The 17,098-nt window shown below is 61.3% G+C and carries 18 protein-coding genes and 1 pseudogene; 11 read left to right on the forward strand and 8 right to left on the reverse strand.

Features of this window, described 5'->3' with window-relative positions; genetic code table 11:
• Positions 1-116: 116 nt before the first annotated feature.
• The 4 genes and pseudogenes from ACK5NW_RS06990 to ACK5NW_RS07005 all read left to right on the forward strand — a co-directional run.
• Positions 117-272 (forward strand): annotated as a pseudogene (locus ACK5NW_RS06990) (phage integrase N-terminal SAM-like domain-containing protein); the annotation flags it as partial.
• Between the two features lie 70 nt (positions 273-342).
• Positions 343-1,170, forward strand: a complete 828-nt coding sequence (locus ACK5NW_RS06995; RefSeq protein ID WP_416926442.1) for a peptidase — start codon at positions 343-345, stop codon at positions 1,168-1,170.
• A gap of 40 nt (positions 1,171-1,210) precedes the next feature.
• Complete coding sequence (locus ACK5NW_RS07000) at positions 1,211-2,095, forward strand: DMT family transporter (protein ID WP_416926444.1); 885 nt, start codon at positions 1,211-1,213, stop codon at positions 2,093-2,095.
• A complete protein-coding gene (locus tag ACK5NW_RS07005; protein WP_416926446.1) occupies positions 2,092-2,514 on the forward strand; it encodes an acyl-CoA thioesterase in 423 nt (140 codons plus the stop codon). The genes ACK5NW_RS07000 and ACK5NW_RS07005 overlap by 4 nt, the downstream gene beginning before the upstream one ends.
• Here the strand turns inward: ACK5NW_RS07005 and dmeF are convergent.
• Together dmeF and ACK5NW_RS07015 are read right to left on the reverse strand one after the other, a co-directional pair.
• Positions 2,511-3,449 carry a CDF family Co(II)/Ni(II) efflux transporter DmeF gene (gene dmeF / locus ACK5NW_RS07010; protein ID WP_416926448.1) on the reverse strand — a complete coding sequence of 313 codons (939 nt, stop codon included), beginning with the start codon at positions 3,447-3,449 and terminating at the stop codon, positions 2,511-2,513. The two genes, ACK5NW_RS07005 and dmeF, sit on opposite strands and share 4 nt — an antisense overlap.
• A gap of 62 nt (positions 3,450-3,511) precedes the next feature.
• A complete protein-coding gene (locus ACK5NW_RS07015) occupies positions 3,512-3,784 on the reverse strand; it encodes a metal/formaldehyde-sensitive transcriptional repressor (RefSeq protein WP_416926450.1) in 273 nt (90 codons plus the stop codon).
• Positions 3,785-3,967: 183 nt separating this feature from the next.
• On the opposite strand from ACK5NW_RS07015, the gene ACK5NW_RS07020 reads away from it, so the two are divergent.
• The 4 genes from ACK5NW_RS07020 to ACK5NW_RS07035 all read left to right on the forward strand — a co-directional run bounded on the left by ACK5NW_RS07020 (position 3,968) and on the right by ACK5NW_RS07035 (position 9,179).
• Positions 3,968-5,437 carry an amidase gene (locus ACK5NW_RS07020; protein ID WP_416926452.1) on the forward strand — a complete coding sequence of 490 codons (1,470 nt, stop codon included), beginning with the start codon at positions 3,968-3,970 and terminating at the stop codon, positions 5,435-5,437.
• Between the two features lie 10 nt (positions 5,438-5,447).
• Positions 5,448-6,302, forward strand: coding sequence for a 3',5'-nucleoside bisphosphate phosphatase (locus ACK5NW_RS07025; RefSeq protein ID WP_416926454.1), 855 nt, complete (start codon positions 5,448-5,450; stop codon positions 6,300-6,302).
• Positions 6,303-6,758: 456 nt separating this feature from the next.
• Entirely contained in the window at positions 6,759-7,361 is a 603-nt protein-coding gene (locus ACK5NW_RS07030; protein WP_416926456.1) for a hypothetical protein, read from the forward strand.
• 330 nt (positions 7,362-7,691) lie between these two features.
• Positions 7,692-9,179: an ABC transporter substrate-binding protein gene (locus ACK5NW_RS07035; RefSeq protein WP_416926458.1), complete on the forward strand. Its 1,488-nt coding sequence runs from the start codon at positions 7,692-7,694 to the stop codon at positions 9,177-9,179.
• An 81-nt stretch (positions 9,180-9,260) separates the two neighbouring features.
• Here the strand turns inward: ACK5NW_RS07035 and ACK5NW_RS07040 are convergent, their stop codons facing one another.
• A complete protein-coding gene (locus ACK5NW_RS07040; protein WP_416926460.1) occupies positions 9,261-9,863 on the reverse strand; it encodes a 2-hydroxychromene-2-carboxylate isomerase in 603 nt (200 codons plus the stop codon).
• A gap of 130 nt (positions 9,864-9,993) precedes the next feature.
• Between ACK5NW_RS07040 and ACK5NW_RS07045 the strand changes: the two genes are divergently transcribed.
• Both ACK5NW_RS07045 and ACK5NW_RS07050 read left to right on the forward strand, forming a co-directional pair.
• Positions 9,994-10,746, forward strand: coding sequence for an SDR family oxidoreductase (locus tag ACK5NW_RS07045; RefSeq protein WP_416926462.1), 753 nt, complete (start codon positions 9,994-9,996; stop codon positions 10,744-10,746).
• Positions 10,747-10,794: 48 nt separating this feature from the next.
• Complete coding sequence (locus ACK5NW_RS07050) at positions 10,795-11,769, forward strand: NAD(P)H-dependent flavin oxidoreductase (protein WP_416926464.1); 975 nt, start codon at positions 10,795-10,797, stop codon at positions 11,767-11,769.
• Positions 11,770-11,797: 28 nt separating this feature from the next.
• Here the strand turns inward: ACK5NW_RS07050 and ACK5NW_RS07055 are convergent, their stop codons facing one another.
• Positions 11,798-12,181 (reverse strand): hypothetical protein, encoded by a 384-nt coding sequence (locus tag ACK5NW_RS07055; protein WP_416926466.1) that lies wholly within the window; start codon positions 12,179-12,181, stop codon positions 11,798-11,800.
• A gap of 23 nt (positions 12,182-12,204) precedes the next feature.
• Complete coding sequence (locus ACK5NW_RS07060) at positions 12,205-12,561, reverse strand: heavy metal-binding domain-containing protein (RefSeq protein WP_416926468.1); 357 nt, start codon at positions 12,559-12,561, stop codon at positions 12,205-12,207.
• A gap of 235 nt (positions 12,562-12,796) precedes the next feature.
• Between ACK5NW_RS07060 and ACK5NW_RS07065 the strand changes: the two genes are divergently transcribed.
• A complete protein-coding gene (locus ACK5NW_RS07065; protein WP_416926470.1) occupies positions 12,797-14,101 on the forward strand; it encodes a hypothetical protein in 1,305 nt (434 codons plus the stop codon).
• Positions 14,102-14,139: 38 nt separating this feature from the next.
• Here the strand turns inward: ACK5NW_RS07065 and ACK5NW_RS07070 are convergent, their stop codons facing one another.
• The 3 genes from ACK5NW_RS07070 to ACK5NW_RS07080 form a co-directional block, all read right to left on the reverse strand.
• Positions 14,140-15,192 (reverse strand): rhomboid family intramembrane serine protease, encoded by a 1,053-nt coding sequence (locus ACK5NW_RS07070; RefSeq protein ID WP_416926799.1) that lies wholly within the window; start codon positions 15,190-15,192, stop codon positions 14,140-14,142.
• Between the two features lie 63 nt (positions 15,193-15,255).
• Positions 15,256-15,666: a hypothetical protein gene (locus ACK5NW_RS07075; protein ID WP_416926472.1), complete on the reverse strand. Its 411-nt coding sequence runs from the start codon at positions 15,664-15,666 to the stop codon at positions 15,256-15,258.
• Positions 15,667-15,775: 109 nt separating this feature from the next.
• Positions 15,776-17,074: an O-acetylhomoserine aminocarboxypropyltransferase/cysteine synthase family protein gene (locus ACK5NW_RS07080; protein WP_416926474.1), complete on the reverse strand. Its 1,299-nt coding sequence runs from the start codon at positions 17,072-17,074 to the stop codon at positions 15,776-15,778.
• Positions 17,075-17,098 lie beyond the last annotated feature (24 nt).

Genomic DNA, 17,098 nt, shown 5'->3' on the forward strand with positions numbered 1-17,098 from the left:
TAACATGATTTATCTTGCATAACCGCATGATAACCGTTAACCCGACACCGCCATGATACGCAGCAAGTGTCGGGTGGCGGTTGCAAGAAGCACTTCATGATCTTTATACTGTATTAATTAACAGTTTAACGCACACACCGCCCAAGCTGCTCGATCAGTTGCGCGCGGCGGTGCGTTACCGGCATCTGGCGCTGTCGACCGAGAAGGCTTATGTGCACTGGGTGCGGGCGTTGGTGCGCTTTCATCGGCTTGCGGCACCCGCCCCAAATGGCGGCGGCGGGGGCACCCGCGCAGACTTCAGGCAAACTACGCCGTTTCTTGTCATACACGACTGCCACCACCATGACTTACTGCTGCGCCATCAAAGTCCACGCTGGCATGGTGTTTCTGTCCGACTCGCGCACCAATGCGGGCGTGGATTCGATCAGCACCTTCCGCAAGATGCTGGTGTACGAGCGCCCGGGCGATCGCTTCATGGTCATGCTGTCGGCGGGCAATTTGTCGATCTCCCAGTCGGTGCGCGAGATTTTGCAGACCGAGGCTATTCGCGATCCTGAAAGCGGCGACCCCACCACCATCTGGAATGCCAAGAGCATGTTCGACGCCGCCCAGGTGCTGGGCGCGGCGGTGCGCCACGTGGCCCGCCGCGATGGTGACGCGCTGCGCGCTGCGGGGCTGGACTTCAATGTGTCGCTGATTTTTGGTGGTCAGATCGCGGGCGAGCCGATGCGGCTGTTTCTGGTGTATTCGGCGGGCAACTTCATCGAGGCCACGGCCGAGACGCCTTACTTTCAGATCGGCGAATCCAAATACGGCAAACCGGTGCTCGACCGCGTTATCACCCCCCACACGCCGCTGGATGAGGCCAGCAAATGCGCGTTGGTGTCGATGGATTCGACCATCAAATCTAACCTGTCAGTGGGCCTGCCGCTGGATCTGGTGGTGTACCAGGCGGGCCACCTGAAAACCGACCGCGTGATCTGTATCGACCACGACAACCCCTATTACCAGATGCTGCACAGCAGCTGGGGGCAGCGCCTGCGCGAGGTGTTCGACAGCATTGAAGACCCGCAGTGGAACGGCGACCCCACCGAGGTGCCGTTGCGCGTCAACTCCCACCGCCATCCGTCAATCAAGAAAATCACCTCGGCACACGAGCGGTTGATTTGATCGCGCTTGCTTTGTCTACATTTGATTTGATCGGTCACCCTTGCTGACCGGCATCTTGGCAGGCTTGGGCGCAGGCGCGCTGTGGGGCTTGGTGTTCGTGGCACCGCGCATGGTGGCGGGCTTTGGCGGCATCGACCTGACGGCGGGGCGCTTTGTGGTCTACGGCCTGGTGTCCACCCTGGTGCTGGCCGTGTCGTGGCGGCGTGCGCGCCAGCCCACCTGGGCGCAGGCGCTGGCGGCGCTGGGTTTGAGCATGCTGGGCTTTACCGGTTATTACTGGACGCTGGTGCTGGCGATTCAGGACGCTGGCACCGAGATGCCCGCACTGATCGTGGGCACCATCCCCATCTGGGTCATGCTGCTGGGCAAGCCGCAGGGTTTGCGCTGGGCGGCCCTGCTGCCAGGGCTTTTGCTGACGGCAGCAGCGCTGGCACTGATGGCGCAAGCGCCGGTTGCTGCCACCACTGGGGCGCATTACGCCCGTGGCCTGGCATGGGCGCTGCTGGCGATGACCAGTTGGACGGCGTTTACCTTGCTCAACGCCGCCTGGCTGCGCCGCCACCCTGAGGTCAGCGCCGCCGACTGGGCCAACTGGCTGGGCGTGGCCACGGGTGCGGGCGGGCTGGTGCTGGCGCTGGGCATGGGCACACCGTGGCCGCAACTGGCCACACAGCCAGACTGGCCGTTTTTTGTGGCGGTGGTGCTGACCATTGGCGTGGGGTCAAGCTGGCTGGCCACTGTGCTGTGGAACGTGGCCAGCCAACGCCTTTCGGCCAGCCTGTGCGGGCAGTTGATCGTCAGCGAAACCCTGTTTGCGCTGTTTTATTCGTTTTTGTGGGACGATCACTGGCCCACACTGGCGCAAGGCGCAGCAGTGGTTTTGTTCACCGTGGGCATCCTGGCATCCATCAAGGCACACCGATGAAGATTGAACTTCCCGCACAGAAAACCCTGGTTCATGAGGCCACCCTGCCCATTCGCTGGGGTGACATGGACGCCATGGGCCACGTCAACAACGCCAGCTACTTTCGTTACATGGAGACGGTGCGCATCGACTGGTTGATGTCCATCGGCTTTCAAGCCAACCCCGCTGGCGAAGGGCCGGTGATTGCCAATGCGTTTTGCAATTTCTACCGCCAGTTCGAGTACCCCGGCACCATCCTCATCAAGCTGTACCTGAGCGATGCTGGCCGCAGCAGCGTCGATACCTGGCTGACCATGGAGAAAGCCGATCAGCCCGGCGACATTTGCGCCGCTGGCGGGGCCACCATGGTGTGGGTCAACTTTCCGCAGCAGCGCTCGATCGCCCTGCCCGATTGGGTGCGGGAGATGGTCAACCGTTAAGCCGGTGCCGGGCGCTCCACCTCGACGGTGACGTGTGCCAGTTCATGAATGTCGGCCAGCAGCGCCTTGTAATGCGCAGGTGCTTTGGGGTCTTGCGCCACCAGCGAGACAATCGCCGCAAAATGCCCCGGCCCCACCTGCCACACATGCAGATCGGTCACTTCGCTGCCCGTGGGCGCGATCGCTTCGCGAATTTCGGCACGCACGTCTTCGCCTTCAGCCGCAGCGTCCAGCAGCACGCTGCCGGTATCGCGGATCAGGCCCCATGACCACTTGGCAATCACCAGCGCGCCCACCACACCCATGATCGGATCGGCCCACGTCCAGCCATAGCTGCGCCCCAGCAGCAAGGCCACGATGGCCAGCACGGAGGTCAGCGCATCGGCCAGCACGTGCAGGTACGCCGCGCGCAGGTTGTTGTCGCGCGCATGGCCCGAATCACCGTGCGCGTGATGATGGTGATGAGCATGGTGCGCATGGTCATCCTTGAGCAGCCAGGCGCTGAGCAGGTTGACCGCCAGCCCCACCACAGCCACGGCGATTGCCTGCTCAAAATCAATCGGCACCGGCTGCGTCAGGCGCACCAGGCTCTCCCAGCCGATCAGCAAGGCCACCAGCGCCAGCAGCACCGCACTGGCAAAACCCGCCAGATCGCCCAGCTTGCCCGTGCCAAAGGTAAAGCGCGGGTTGCCCGCATGGCGACGCGCCAGACGGTAAGCCAGCGCAGCAATCAGCATGGCCCCGGCATGGGTGGACATGTGCCAGCCATCGGCCACCAGCGCCATCGACCCATACACCGTACCGGCCACGATCTCCACCACCATCATGCTGGCCGTCAGCGCAATCACCAGCCACACCTTGCGCTCGTTGCGCTGGTGGTCGTGGCCTAAAAAGAAATGATCGTGGCCTGGTGCGGTAAGAGGCGGGGTGTTCATCGGCAAATCCTTGCTTGTATTGGGCTGATTCGGTGGAAACATTCAGTCAAAAGGCCAGTGCCTTATTTCATGTAGGAGCGAATCACCTCGATCATTTCTTCGCCGCCTTGTTGCCGCTGCGGCTCATCCGGCGCATCCATCACGTGTTCGCGCAGATGCTCTTCCATCACCTCCGCAGCCAAGCCACCAATCGCCCCCCGCACAGAGGCAATCTGGCGCAGCACCTCAACGCAGGCGAACTCTGACTCCAATGCGCGCTCAATGCCTTCCATCTGGCCTTTAAGGCGGCGCACGCGGGCAATCAGCTTGGTTTTTTGTCGGACGGTGTGAGACATGGCAGATCCCAAATATAGTCTGGGGCACTATGCTACATGACAATCAGCCATCGGCGCACCAGGCACCATGCTCCCGATCAAAACAACACTGCTTGAACTATTAATTTCATAGCTTTTCACGCTTTCTGCACTGGCGTCAACATGCCTCTATCCGTTAATCCAGCCTGATTGCCGTGCGCTACGATGCGGTGCATGACTTGCGCCTTGCACAACCTCACCGCCCATCAACTGCTGGCTGCGTATGCCGATGGATCGCTCTGCCCTGTCGAGGTGACGCAGGACGTGCTGGCCCACATCGAACGCTGGGAGCTGCACCTGCACGCCACCTGGCTGCTTCGGCCTGAAGCTGCGCTGGCCCAGGCACGCGAATCCGAGACGCGCTGGCGCAAAGGCCAACCGCTGGGGCCGTTGGATGGGGTGCCAATCACCCTCAAAGACAACATCGCCACAGCGGGCGATCCCTTGCCGCTGGGCACGCGCGCGGTGCCATTGCTGCCTTCTCGGGCCGATGCGCCGCCCGCAGCGCGCCTGCGCGAAGCCGGGGCAGTGCTGGTCAGCAAGACCACCATGCCCGATTACGGCATGCTGTCGTCGGGGCTGTCGAGCTTTCATCCGCTGTCGCGCAACCCATGGGACTTGGCACTCACACCGGGCGGCTCCAGCGCGGGCGCAGGCGCAGCAGCGGCAGCCGGTTACGGGCCGCTGCACCTGGGCACCGACATTGGCGGCTCCATCCGGCTGCCTGCCGCTTGGTGCGGTGTGGTGGGCTTTAAACCCAGCCTGGGCCGGGTGCCGATCGATCCGCCTTACATGGGCCGTGCCGCCGGGCCAATGACGCGCACCGTGGCCGACGCTGCGTTGATAATGCAGGTGCTGGCCCAGCCCGACGCACGCGACAGCATGGCGCTGCCACCCCAGGTCATCGACTGGGCATCGGTGTGGCAGCAAGAGGATCAACACCTCAGCCGCCTTCGCGGGCTGAAAATTGGCCTGCTGCTGGATGCGGGCTGCGGCCTGGCCGTGGAGCCAGCGATTCACGCCGCCGTAGCGCAAGCCGCGCATCTTTTTGAAGCACACGGCGCTGTGGTCAAACCCATCACGCCGTGGATGACGCCTGGACTGCTGAGCGGACTGGATCATTTCTGGCGCATGCGCTCGCTGCTTGATCTGGATGCGCTGCCCCCCGAACAACGCCATGCCGTGCTGCCGGTGATCCGCACCTGGGCCGAAAGCGCACGCGGCATGAGCGGGGCCGACGTATTTCGCGCCTACAGCGCCACCCACGCCACGCGCGTGGCCACACAACAGGCGCTGCGCGGGCTGGATTACGTTATCTCACCCGTATCACCCAACACCCCGGCGCAGGCCGAATGGCCATCACCCACCAATGACCCGCTGCGCGGGCTGGAACACATTGGCTTTACGGTGCCTTTCAACATGGGCGAGCAGCCCGCCATCTCGATCAACTGCGCCGCCATGCCTTCGCCCGCCACGCCGGGGGCTGTGCTGCCCATTGGCCTGCAAATTGCGGGGCAACGCTTTGACGATCTGGGCGTGCTGGAGCTGGCACGCGCCTTCGAGCAGATTCGCGGGCCGCAACCGCCTTGGCCTGCTCCGCCTGCGCAGGCGGCAGAAAACACCCGCGCCCCGTAAAATGATGGGCGTGAACTTCCCCCTCAACGCCGATCTTCATTGCCACTCCACCACCTCCGACGGCACGCTGCCGCCCGAAGAAGTGGCCGCGCGCGCGCATGCCAACGGCGTGGATTTGTGGTCGCTGACCGACCACGACGAGGTGGGCGGCCAGCCCCGCGCACTGGCTGCCGCCCAGCGGCTGGGCCTGAAATACCTGACGGGCGTAGAAATATCCGTCACCTTTGCCGACTCCACCGTGCACATCGTCGGTCTGGGGTTTGACCACCACGACCCGAGCCTGATTGGCGGCCTGGCCGACACGCGCGATGGCCGCGGCCCGCGCGCGCGCGAAATGGCCGCGCAACTGGCCAAAGCAGGCATTGAAGGCGCTTATGAAGGCGCACTTAAATATGTGGGCAACCCACACCTGATCGCACGGCCACACTTTGCGCGCTATCTGGTTGAAATCGGCGTGTGCAAAGACACGCCCGAGGTGTTCCGCAAATACCTGACAGAAGGCAAACCCGGCTACGTGCCTCACCGCTGGGCCAAGCTGGGCGATGCGGTGCGCTGGATCACCCAGGCCGGTGGCGTGGCCGTGGTGGCGCACCCGGCGCGCTACCACTTCAGTGCCACGGTGGAATACGCACTGTTCACCGAATTCAAGCAGCACGGCGGCCTGGGCGTGGAAGTGGTCACCGGCAGCCACAGCGCAGCAGAAGCGGCGCGCTACGCCGATCTGGCGCGCGAACTGGATCTTGTGGCCTCGCGCGGCAGCGACTTTCACAGCCCCGAAGAAAGCCATACCGACCTGGGCCAATTGCCCCCCCTGCCCGCCGAGCTGACCCCGGTGTGGGATCTGCTGGCCGCGCGCGTGCACTGACAGCGTTGCCATCGCAAGCTCTCTAAGCCTTGTGGCCTCTGCATTCCGTCAGACACATATTGCACTCGATCGAGAGTGGCAAGACGGGTGAAAAGCGAGTGGTTGGGATACCGAGTCAAGAGATTCACAGGGATAGCGCGCTACGCTGCGAAACTCGTTTGGCGCTCTACCCTATCGAGCGCGCCGCTCTGACAGCCGCAGCGAGTCAGTACACACAAAACACAGGACATGCTGCGCTGCCCGCGCCCTGAGCTTCTCGACACGGGCTGAAGGAGGTTGAAGTCCATGGAAGCTGACTGGCAGAGGGGCAAACAATACCAACTGTTACACTATGGTAGGTACCATTTTAATGCCGCTGGTATAAGCTCCTTGCACCTGCTGTCCAATGATGCCAAGAGCCGCTTTCAAACTCTTTGCGTACACTACAGACCCTATTCAAAACCCGAGGAAATCACCATGAAAAAAAGCATGATCGCCAGTTTTTTTGTTGCCGCTGGCGCGCTGCTCGTGCCTGTCGCAGGCTGGACGCAAGGCGCAGCCGCAGTGGCTGTCGAAGGCAGCGCTCCCGGTGCCCGGCTGAAAGGCGGCGAAATTGAGCTGCGCGCCAAAATCGTCGAGCTGGATTTGAAAAACCGCATCGCCACCTTGCGCAATCCTCAAGGCCAAATCGTCATACTGAACGTGCCTGCCAGCGTGCAGAATCTGGACCAGGTGCAGGCAGGCGATGACCTCGTGTTCCGCTACACCGCCGCCGTGGTGGCCAAGCTGGAAAAAGTAACCGGCCAAAGCGGCATTCGTGAACGCGTCGAAAACAACCAGCAGGTCAACGCCCCTGCCGGTGCACTGCCCGGCACCGCCGACGTGCGCACGGTGGATGTTTTGGCCAAGATCACGGCCTTGAACGCCAAAGCCCGTACCGTCACGCTGCGGGGTGCCACCCGCACCACCACGCTGGCCTTGCCTGAAGACCTGGACATCAAGACGCTGAAAGTGGGTGACGAAGTGCGTGCCACCATCATTGAGGCCGCCGTACTGGACATCGAGCGCCCCGCGTCTTGAAGTCAATCGTCTCACCTCAACGCCAAGCGCGCCAGCCTGTGCCCGGGCGCGCTTGACACCAGACCACGCTGCTGCCCTGCGCAGCGCAGCAGATGTCGTGTAATGGCAAAAACACAGGTGTCAGGTAGTCGGCTGGCACGCCACCGCTCCTGATTGGCTCATCACACTGGTCTGACAGTCCCGTCCGGGTGCCCGCAGCATGGCGCACCAGTGCCCCCACGCTGCCCCCGGCGTCTGACCGCCCTCCCTCCCAAGCTTGTAACGCCTGCGCTACCATGCGCACGCTGCCCTTGCGGGCTTTGACAAAGCTTTTGACAGGAGACACGCCCCATGCAACGCCGCGATTTCGCCCTGGCCCTGCCCGCCATTGCCGCCCTGGTGCACACGCCCACCTGGGCACAGTCCAGACGGGACACCCTGGTACTGGGCATGACGTTGGAGCCGCCGGGGCTGGATCCAACCACCGGCGCGGCCTCGGCCATTGCCGAGGTGGTGCTCTACAACGTGCTGGAAACGCTGACCAAAATCAATGCTGATGGCAGCGTCGGCCCGCTGCTGGCCGAACGTTGGGATGTATCGCCCGATTTGCGCACCATCACTTTCTTTTTGCGCAAGGGCGTCAAGTTCAGCAACGGCGAACCTTTCAACGCCCACACCGTCCAGTTTGCGTTTGAACGCGCAGCGGGCGATAAAAGCACCAACAAAGACAAACGCACCTTCACCGCCATGCAAAGCGTGCGCGCGGTGAACGAACACACCGTGGTCATCATCAACCAAGAGCCAGACCCGGACTTTTTGTTTTACCTGGGTCAGGCCACCGCCGTGATGGTGGAACCGAAAAGCGCCGACACCAATGCCGCCACGCCCATTGGCACCGGCCCGTATGTGCTCGAACGCTGGCGCAAAGGATCATCCTTGGTGCTGAAGGCGTCACCCAGCTACCGCACACCCAACACCATCAAAATCAAACGCGCTACTTTTCGCTTCATCAACGACCCGGCGGCGCAGGTGGCGGCCGTGCTGGCGGGCGATGTGGATGTCTTTGCACGCATCACCCAACGCGGCGTGGCGCAGTTCAAGCGCAACCCGCGCCTGCAAGTGCTGAGCAGTGGCTCGCGCGCCAAAACCGTGCTGGCCATCAATAACGCGCGCAAGCCTTTGAACGACGTGCGCGTGCGCCGCGCCATCGCCGCCGCCATCGACCGCAAGGCCGTCATCATCGGTGCAGCCGAAGGCTTTGGTGTGCCCATTGGCAGCCACTACGTGCCCGGCGCGCCGGGCTACATCGACACCACCGGCGTCAACCCCTACAACATCGACAAAGCCAAGGCGCTGCTGAAAGAAGCGGGGATCGCTGCTCCGCTGGAGTTGAGCCTGATACTGCCCCCGCCGCCCTACGCCCGCCAGGGCGGCGAAGTGATCGTGGCGCAACTGGCCCAGATCGGCATCACTGCCAAGGTGCAAAACGTGGAATGGGCGCAGTGGCTGGCCAACACCTACGGCGGGCCGCACAACTACGATCTGACCATCATCAGCCATGTCGAGCCGTTCGATCTGGCCAACTTCACCAAGGCCGACTATTACTGGGGCTACCAGAATCCCCAGTTCAATGAACTGTTCGACAAAATCAAGCACACACCCACCACCGCAGAACGCAACAAGCTGCTGGGCGACGCACAAAAAATGCTGGCCGATGACGCCGTGCTGGCCTGGCTGTACCAGCCGCAGTGGGTCACCGTGGCCAAAAAGAACGTGCAGGGGCTGTGGAAGGACATGCCGATCTTTGCCAACGACCTGGCCGCCCTGTCCTGGGGTTGACCGATTCAGCCCAGCTTAAAACGCTATATATTCAATAGCTTATAATCAAAATCACATCAGCATAAAAGGCACTTTTCGCAGTCAAACATCGGTGCCCACCAGTGCCTCACGCACCATCTCCAGCCGGTCTTGCCCAAAGAACATTTCATCCGCCACAAACATGGTGGGCGCGCCGAACACGCCTTTGGCCACCGCTTCTTCGGTGACAGACTTCAACACGGCTTTAACCTGCGCATCCGCCGCCAGCGCCTGCATCTGAGTCGCATCAAAACCGGCATCGATCAAGGTCTGTGCGGTGATACCGGCATCGTTCAGGTTCAAGCCATCAACCCAGATGGCTTTGAAAATAGCGGCCAGCAGCGGCTGCAAGCGCTCGGGCTGGCGCAACTGCACCCCGGCCACCACGCGCATCAAAAACAGCGTCATGATGGGGAAATGCGGGTTGCGCTCAAACGGCACGCCATACTGGCGGGCATGCCGTGCAAAGTCCATATGGATATAGCGCCCCTTGGCGGGCACGGTGGCGGGCGAAGCATTGCCGGTGGCCTGAAACACGCCGCCCAGCAGCATGGGCTTGCACACCAGCTCTGCGCCAGTGCTTTGGCACAGACTGGGCAATTGCGTCCAGGCCAGGTAAGACGCAGGGCTGCCCACATCAAAATAAAACTGCACTTGCTTAGACATGCTTTCCTCCTGTAGATGCAGGTGTTTGCTGGTGTTGTCGCTTTGGCAACTTTGGCAACACCTGATGGGTGCGCGCCAAAGCTATGCTACGTGAATTGGCACACTCATACAGATACAAGAGAGACAGTCCATGCCTGCGACCGCACTTGCTGATGCACCCACTTCTAAAGTCGCGCTGATCGTCGGCGCGGGCGATGCCACGGGCAGCGCCATCGCGGCGCGGTTTGCACGCGAAGGCTTCACAGTTTGCATGACCCGGCGCTCGGCCGACAAACTGCAACCGGTGGTTGACCAGATTCGCACCGCAGGTGGTCAGGCGTTTGGCTTTGGCAGCGACGCGCGCAAGGAAGAAGACGTGCAGGCGCTGGTTGAGCAAATCGAGCGAGTGCACGGCCCCATTGAGGTGCTGGTGTTCAACATCGGAGCCAACGTGCCTTGCTCCATCCTGGATGAAACCGCCCGCAAATACATGAAAGTGTGGGAGATGGCCTGCTTTTCAGGCTTTTTGAACGCACGCGAAGTCGCCCTGCGCATGGCCGGTCGCGGGCGCGGCACCATTTTGTTTACCGGAGCCACCGCTTCGCTGCGCGGCGGCAGCCACTTTGCCGCCTTTGCCGGAGCCAAGCACGCCCTGCGCGCGCTGGCGCAGAGCATGGCGCGCGAATTGGGGCCACAAGGCATTCATGTGGCGCATGTTGTTGTGGATGGCGCGATCGATACCGAATTCATCCGCACGCAGTTCCCCGAGCGCTATGCGCTCAAGGCGCAAGACGGCATCCTCAGCCCCGCCCACATTGCTGAAAACTACTGGTACCTGCACACCCAGCCGCGCGACGCCTGGACGTTTGAGCTGGATTTGCGCCCTTACATGGAGCAGTGGTAAACCATTGACCACCTTGTTCATTCATCGACCTGAAAGGAAATTAACGCCATGAAAACCCGCATCACCGAACTCTTCGGCATCCAGCACCCCATCATCCAGGGCGGCATGCACTTCGTCGGCAAGGCCGAACTGGTGTCCGCCGTGTCCAACGCCGGCGGTTTGGGAATGATCACGGCGTTGACACAAAAAACACCCGAACTGCTGGCCAAAGAAATTGCCCGCTGTCGCGACATGACCGACAAGCCCATTGGCGTCAACCTGACTTTTTTGCCCACCTTTTCCAAACCACCCTACCCTGAGTACATCCAGGCCATCATCGAAGGTGGAGTCAAAGCCGTGGAAACCGCAGGCCGCAGTCCTGAAGAGCACATGCCCGCACTGAAAGCGGCAGACATCAAAGTCATCCACAAATGCACCTCCGTGCGTCACGCGCTGAAAGCTGAAAAAATTGGCTGCGATGCCATCAGCGTCGATGGCTTTGAATGCGGCGGCCACCCCGGCGAAGACGATGTGCCCAACTTCATCTTGCTGCCGCGCGCGGCTGAAGAGCTGAAGATCCCCTTTGTCGCTTCAGGCGGCATGGCCGATGGCCGCAGCCTGGTGGCCGCCATGGCGCTGGGTGCCGAGGGCATGAACATGGGCACGCGCTTCATCGCCACCCAGGAAGCGCCGGTGCACGATAACGTCAAACAAGCCATCGTGGCCGCCAGCGAGCTGGACACCCGCCTGATCATGCGCAGCCTGCGCAACACTGAACGCGTGATCAACAACGCAGGCGTGGAGCGCCTGAGCGCCATCGAACGCGAAAAAGGCGACGCGCTGAAGATCGAAGACATCATCGACCAGGTGGCCGGCATCTACCCCCGCGTGATGGAGCAAGGCGACATGGACGCCGGTGCCTGGAGCTGCGGTATGGTTGCCGGTCTGGTGCATGACATACCCAGCTGCCAGATGCTGATCGACCGCATCATGATCGAAGCCGAAACCATCATCCGTCAGCGGCTGGCAGATGCACTGAGTTAAGCCTTGTCTGGCGAAGCGCACACCGGCGTTAAAAATCAATGTCGATGTCTATGTTTGACAAGTCAAGCCACGACAAATCCCAGTCAAAATCGAACCACGAGGACGAATCGGCCCCAGAGATATTGGTCACCAGTTCGGCCTTCATGCCCGCGTAATCGCAGGACTCACCCACCGCTTGGTGCATCTTGTCGAAATCTTCGTGGGTGTTGAAAAACGCGTGCGACCAGCAACCCACGTCAACATCCACACGTTGACGCCGATTGGCTTCGCGCACTTCGCGCACGGTGTAAAACTTCTTCTTGCCGTAGTGCTGAACCAGATCGTTGCCAACGTTCTGGATTTGCAACTTGGCTTCGCGGGGTCGTACCGCGCACGGCGCAACCACGGCGTGCATGGATGCGGTGTTTCGCATGGGCGCTGCATTCATGGTGCGCCTCAACCCATTTTGACGGCCGTGCCCGTCATCGACACCAGCATCATGCCGTTGGTCTCGCCCAGCACTTCGTAATCAAAGTCAATGCCGACGATGCCATTGGCACCCATCTCACGGGCAGCGGCTTTGGCGTCGTCCAGCGCAGCCTGGCGGGCACCAGCCAGCGCGCGTTCATACCCGCCTGCACGGCCACCCACCACGTCGCGCACGCTGGAAAACATGTCGCGGAAGATGTTGGCACCAATCACCGCCTCGCCATTGACCAGGCCCAGAAACTGCGCCACCTGCGCGCCGCCTTCGCCTTGCGGCACCACGGTGGAGAGAAAGAAGTCGTCAGACGACTTGGAAAACCAGCCCATACCCGCTGCTCCATGTTGAGGCGTCATTCAAGACCATTGTTGCACCTTTCCATCAAGCATAACGCCCCCGTGCACACGCCGACGAGTTGATAAGCAGATGGAACCTGCACACAAACAGATGCAAGCAGCGTGACATCAAAACGGTGTATCTGAATGTTTATCATGCATACACTATCGTGCATCCTTTCAACAACCACCTAACACCGTGCCCAGCTCCTCCACCTCACGCGCTCGCTTGACTGCATCTGACGCATCGACCGACGACACAGCCATCACGCCGTTCTGGCAGCGTCTGCATTCGTTTTTCATGTTCCCGCTGCAAACAGAGCCGCTCATCCTTGCAGCGCTGTTGTCGCTGCTGAGCTATGCGCTGTTGATGCCTTTTCTCTTCCCAATAGCAGCGGTGCTGGTGATTGCTTTCGTCAGTGCGCACTATGCCTTCAAAGTGGCCGCGCTGGCCTCTCGCGGTGTGTTGCACAGCCGTGATTACAACAGGAACATGATGGATCCTGAATGGAAGTCTTTGCCGTGGGCACTGTTTGGCGTGCTGGTCGTTCACGGGCTGGTGATCGGCTTTTTAAGCCGCCTCAGCCCTTGGCTGGGCTTGATCGGTAGCCTGGTGTCATCGCTGGTGCTGCCGGCCACCTTCATGGTGCTGATTCAAAGTGGGCGCATGCTGCCCGCATTGAATCCCTTTGAATTGCTGGCCACCATGTTCGATATTGGCAAACAGTACCTGCTGCTCTGCCTGTTTCTGTTTTTGTTGCAGGTGGGCATGCCCCAAGCCTTGAGCATTTTGCTGCCTATCACACCCCGCCTGCTGCTGCTGCCGGTGTTTGTTTTTGTCACCATCTACTTCAGCTGGGTGATGGCCGCATTGATCGGTTATGTGATGTACCAGCATCATGGCTCGCTCGACATCGACGTGCTCCAGCGCCCCGAGGCGGATGCGGCCGCTTCAGCAGCCCCCCAGCGCCCAGAGGTGATCGAAGCGCGTCGCCGCGATGCCGAAGTGTCTGCCCTGGTGCAAGCAGGCAATGTCAACGAAGCCATCGCCCAGGCACGGGAATGGGTACGCACTAGCACCAACCCGCTGGCCGATCAGCGCCGCTATCACCGCGTGTTGCTGCTGGATGACCTGGCATCGGGTCGTTTGATCAATCACACACCGGATTACATCGCCTTGCTGGTGGCGCAAAACCACGCCAAAGACGCCTTGGGCGTACTCAACGCGGTGCAGACCAAGTTGCCTGATTTCGCCCTCAACAGCCCCGCTGACACCATCGCTTTGGCCGAACAAGCATGGAAGCAGATGGACGCCAAGCGCACACTCAAACTGCTGCACGGCTTTGACAAACGATTCCCCCGTACTGACGAGGTACCGCGCGCTTGCGAGCTGGTCATTTGCGCGCTCAAGCAAGGCTTGGCCCGTGGCGACATGGCCTTGCCGATTTACCAGTCCATGCAACGCCGCTACCCCGACCATGCCGCCACCCAGGAAGCGGCGTGGGTGTTGCGTGACGAACTCAAGTCCGCCTGAAAGACGACGCATCCGCCTCCCGCCTCCAGCGGTCAGCCTCAAGCCCTCACCGTCTTTTCCAGCCAACGCGTGACTTCGCGCTGCGGCGCATGGCGTTGCAGCTCAGGCAGCCAGTGGCGGGCTTCATCTGTGCGGCCCGCGCGCGCCAGACCGGTGACCAGCAGCTCGATCGTGTCGCTCCACCCATCGGGCGGCGTGTTCATGCGTGTCAGCGCCTGAGCCAGCCCCTGGGCGTCACGCCACTCATCCACAGCGATAAAAGCGCGCAGCAACGATTGCATGGTCGCCGGGCTAATACGCACGGACGGTTTGGCGGTTTCCAGATAAGTGCGAAAGCACCGGTGCTGCAAGTGCTGCGTGGACGCATCGCGCACAGTCAGCTTGAATATCTGGCGGGCCGCTGCATGAAAGCCGTCGGACGCAGGCTCATGCCGGGCGCAGTTGAACCACGCTTGAAGAATATCCGTATCGCGCGGAGCCAGGCGCGCAGCCTGCTTCCAGGCGCGTGCCGCCTCAGTAAAGCGCAGCGCATCGGCATGATCGCGCGCGCGCTGGGTCAACATCGCCAAATCTCCATGACCTGCCGCCGCCTTGGATTGATCTGCGGTCGCAACGTCCGAATCATCCGGCACCTCAAAGCGACGCGTGAGCTTCAGACCACCCATCAGCAACGCCCCCGTTACCAGCCCGCCCAAATGCGCCATGTACGCCACATGGCCATTGCCCATCAGGTGCTGCACCCCTTCCCAGGCCATCCACACCGGCAACACCACCAAAGCAGGCCAGCGCGCAAAGTTGAAATAAAACAGCACCATGTAGAAAAACGGAATGCGCCGCAGCCCATACAGCACCACATACATGCTCATCAGCGCCGACACCGCGCCCGACGCCCCCAGCCCTAAGCCGCCCATACCCTGGTAAGCCCAAACCGCCAGCGCCGAAGCCCCTACGCCACCCAACAAATAACACACCAGATACAGCAATGGCCCCAAAGCCCGCTCCAGCGCAAAACCAAACATGAACAAAAACACCATGTTGCCAAACAGGTGTCCCGCACTGCCATGCAAAAACGTGCTGGTCAGCCACGTGATGACGTTATGAGGGCCGCCAGCGTCGTAGTTTTCAGCCCAGCGCGGGGTAAAGGGCTGGGGTTCCTAGGGCGTAAAAGCGTTGCGCGCTTCGCGCCAGTGGTCATATTCAGGGCTGCCCGGGCGAATCACCTGGTCATTGAGCAAACGCTGCCGAAAGCCCGGGTCGTGCCACATGTGCACGTACAGCACGCGCCATTGACGACTGTCAACCAGACGCGCCGCATCCTCTGCGCGTTCTCGCTGACGCCGCTGTCCTGACTGTCGGGCCTGCTCGTCGAGTTGGCGCACAAAAGCTGCCGCCTCGATCGGCGGCAGCGGCGTGTGCGCATATTCGGCTGCCAACTTGTCAACCAACGCCTGCTCAGGCGCTTGCCAGGCAAAAAACACCCAGCAATTGGCCAAAATCAGCAACAGAGTCACCCACGGCGGGGAACGCCATGAAGGTTTTTCACCCAAGGGAATGGCAATGAGCATGAAAAAAAATTAGCGATGCGCTGCACGTTTGTGCAGCGCCAGCATGAGCCATGACGTGCATGGACAAAGACCAAACAGCCCTTGCGCCATACCGACAAAGCTCATCTTTTTACACCTTCGCCAGCGCCTGATCGAGATCGGCCAGCAAATCGTCAATGTGCTCAATGCCCACGCAAAGGCGCACGGTTTCTTCTTTCACGCCGGTCTTGGCCAACTCTTCCGGCGACAACTGGCGATGCGTGGTGCTGGCTGGATGCGTGGCCAGCGACTTGGTGTCGCCAATGTTGACCAGTCGGGTGAACAGTTGCAGCGCATCCAAAAAGCGCGCCCCAGCGGCCCGCGCATCTTCGCCCGCCTTGGATTGGACACCAAACGTGAGCAAGCCCGATGCGCGTCCGCCCATGTAATGCTGCGCCAGCGCGTGGTCGTCGTGCTCGGGCAAGCCCGCGTAGCTGACCCAGGCCACTTTGGCGTGCTTTTGCAGGTGCTGCGCCACCTTAAGCGCGTTGTCACAAATGCGGTCCATGCGCAGCGCCAGGGTTTCAATGCCTTGCAGAATCTGCCAAGCGTTGAAGGGCGACAGCGCTGCGCCGGTATTGCGCAGCGGCACCACACGGGCGCGGGCAATGTAGGCGGCCGCACCCAGGGCTTCGACGTAGTTGACGCCGTGGTAGCTCACGTCCGGTTCGTTCAGGCGCTTGAAGCGCGCATGGTGTTTGCCCCAAGGGAATTGACCGCTGTCCACAATCACGCCGCCCAGCGTGGTGCCGTGCCCACCCATGTACTTGGTCAGCGAATGCACCACGATGTCGGCCCCGTGTTCAATGGGACGCAGCAAGTAGGGGCTGGCCACCGTATTGTCGACGATCAGCGGCACGCCTTTTTCGTGTGCCACGGCGGCCACGCTGGCGATGTCGGTCACGTTGCCCGCCGGGTTGCCAATGGTTTCGACGAACACGGCTTTGGTTTTGTCGTCGATCAGTGGGCCAAAGCTGGCCGGATCGCGGTGGTCGGCAAAGCGGGTGGTGATGCCCAGTTGCGGCAGCGTATGGGCAAACAGGTTGTAAGTGCCGCCGTACAGCGCCGTGCTTGACACAATGCTGTCGCCCGCCTCGGCAATGGTTTGCAGCGCATACAAAATGGCCGCCTGCCCGCTGGCCACCGCCAGGCCGCCAATGCCGCCTTCCAGCGCCGCCACGCGCTTTTCCAGCACGTCGCAGGTGGGATTCATGATGCGGGTGTAGATATTGCCCGGCACCTTCAAATCGAACAAATCCGCCCCGTGCTGGGCGTTGTCGAACGCGTAGGCCACGGTCTGGTAAATCGGCACCGCCACCGCTTTGGTGGTGGGGTCGGGGGTGTAGCCAGCGTGCACGGACTGGGTTTCAAATTTCCATGTGTCAGACATCAGAATCTCCTCAAAAGTAGTGGT

The organism is Ottowia sp. (genome assembly GCF_047975795.1).
Taxonomy (GTDB): domain Bacteria; phylum Pseudomonadota; class Gammaproteobacteria; order Burkholderiales; family Burkholderiaceae_C; genus Ottowia.

Excerpts from the sequence above, each read along its gene's own strand:
- ACK5NW_RS06995 (WP_416926442.1), top strand. The coding sequence starts at position 343 with ATGACTTACTGCTGCGCCATCAAAGTCCACGCTGGCATGGTGTTTCTG.
- ACK5NW_RS07005 (WP_416926446.1), top strand. The coding sequence starts at position 2,092 with ATGAAGATTGAACTTCCCGCACAGAAAACCCTGGTTCATGAGGCCACC.
- dmeF (WP_416926448.1), bottom strand. The coding sequence starts at position 3,449 with ATGAACACCCCGCCTCTTACCGCACCAGGCCACGATCATTTCTTTTTA.
- ACK5NW_RS07015 (WP_416926450.1), bottom strand. The coding sequence starts at position 3,784 with ATGTCTCACACCGTCCGACAAAAAACCAAGCTGATTGCCCGCGTGCGC.
- ACK5NW_RS07020 (WP_416926452.1), top strand. The coding sequence starts at position 3,968 with ATGCGGTGCATGACTTGCGCCTTGCACAACCTCACCGCCCATCAACTG.
- ACK5NW_RS07030 (WP_416926456.1), top strand. The coding sequence starts at position 6,759 with ATGAAAAAAAGCATGATCGCCAGTTTTTTTGTTGCCGCTGGCGCGCTG.
- ACK5NW_RS07035 (WP_416926458.1), top strand. The coding sequence starts at position 7,692 with ATGCAACGCCGCGATTTCGCCCTGGCCCTGCCCGCCATTGCCGCCCTG.
- ACK5NW_RS07040 (WP_416926460.1), bottom strand. The coding sequence starts at position 9,863 with ATGTCTAAGCAAGTGCAGTTTTATTTTGATGTGGGCAGCCCTGCGTCT.
- ACK5NW_RS07045 (WP_416926462.1), top strand. The coding sequence starts at position 9,994 with ATGCCTGCGACCGCACTTGCTGATGCACCCACTTCTAAAGTCGCGCTG.
- ACK5NW_RS07050 (WP_416926464.1), top strand. The coding sequence starts at position 10,795 with ATGAAAACCCGCATCACCGAACTCTTCGGCATCCAGCACCCCATCATC.
- ACK5NW_RS07055 (WP_416926466.1), bottom strand. The coding sequence starts at position 12,181 with ATGCGAAACACCGCATCCATGCACGCCGTGGTTGCGCCGTGCGCGGTA.
- ACK5NW_RS07060 (WP_416926468.1), bottom strand. The coding sequence starts at position 12,561 with ATGGGCTGGTTTTCCAAGTCGTCTGACGACTTCTTTCTCTCCACCGTG.
- ACK5NW_RS07075 (WP_416926472.1), bottom strand. The coding sequence starts at position 15,666 with ATGCTCATTGCCATTCCCTTGGGTGAAAAACCTTCATGGCGTTCCCCG.
- ACK5NW_RS07080 (WP_416926474.1), bottom strand. The coding sequence starts at position 17,074 with ATGTCTGACACATGGAAATTTGAAACCCAGTCCGTGCACGCTGGCTAC.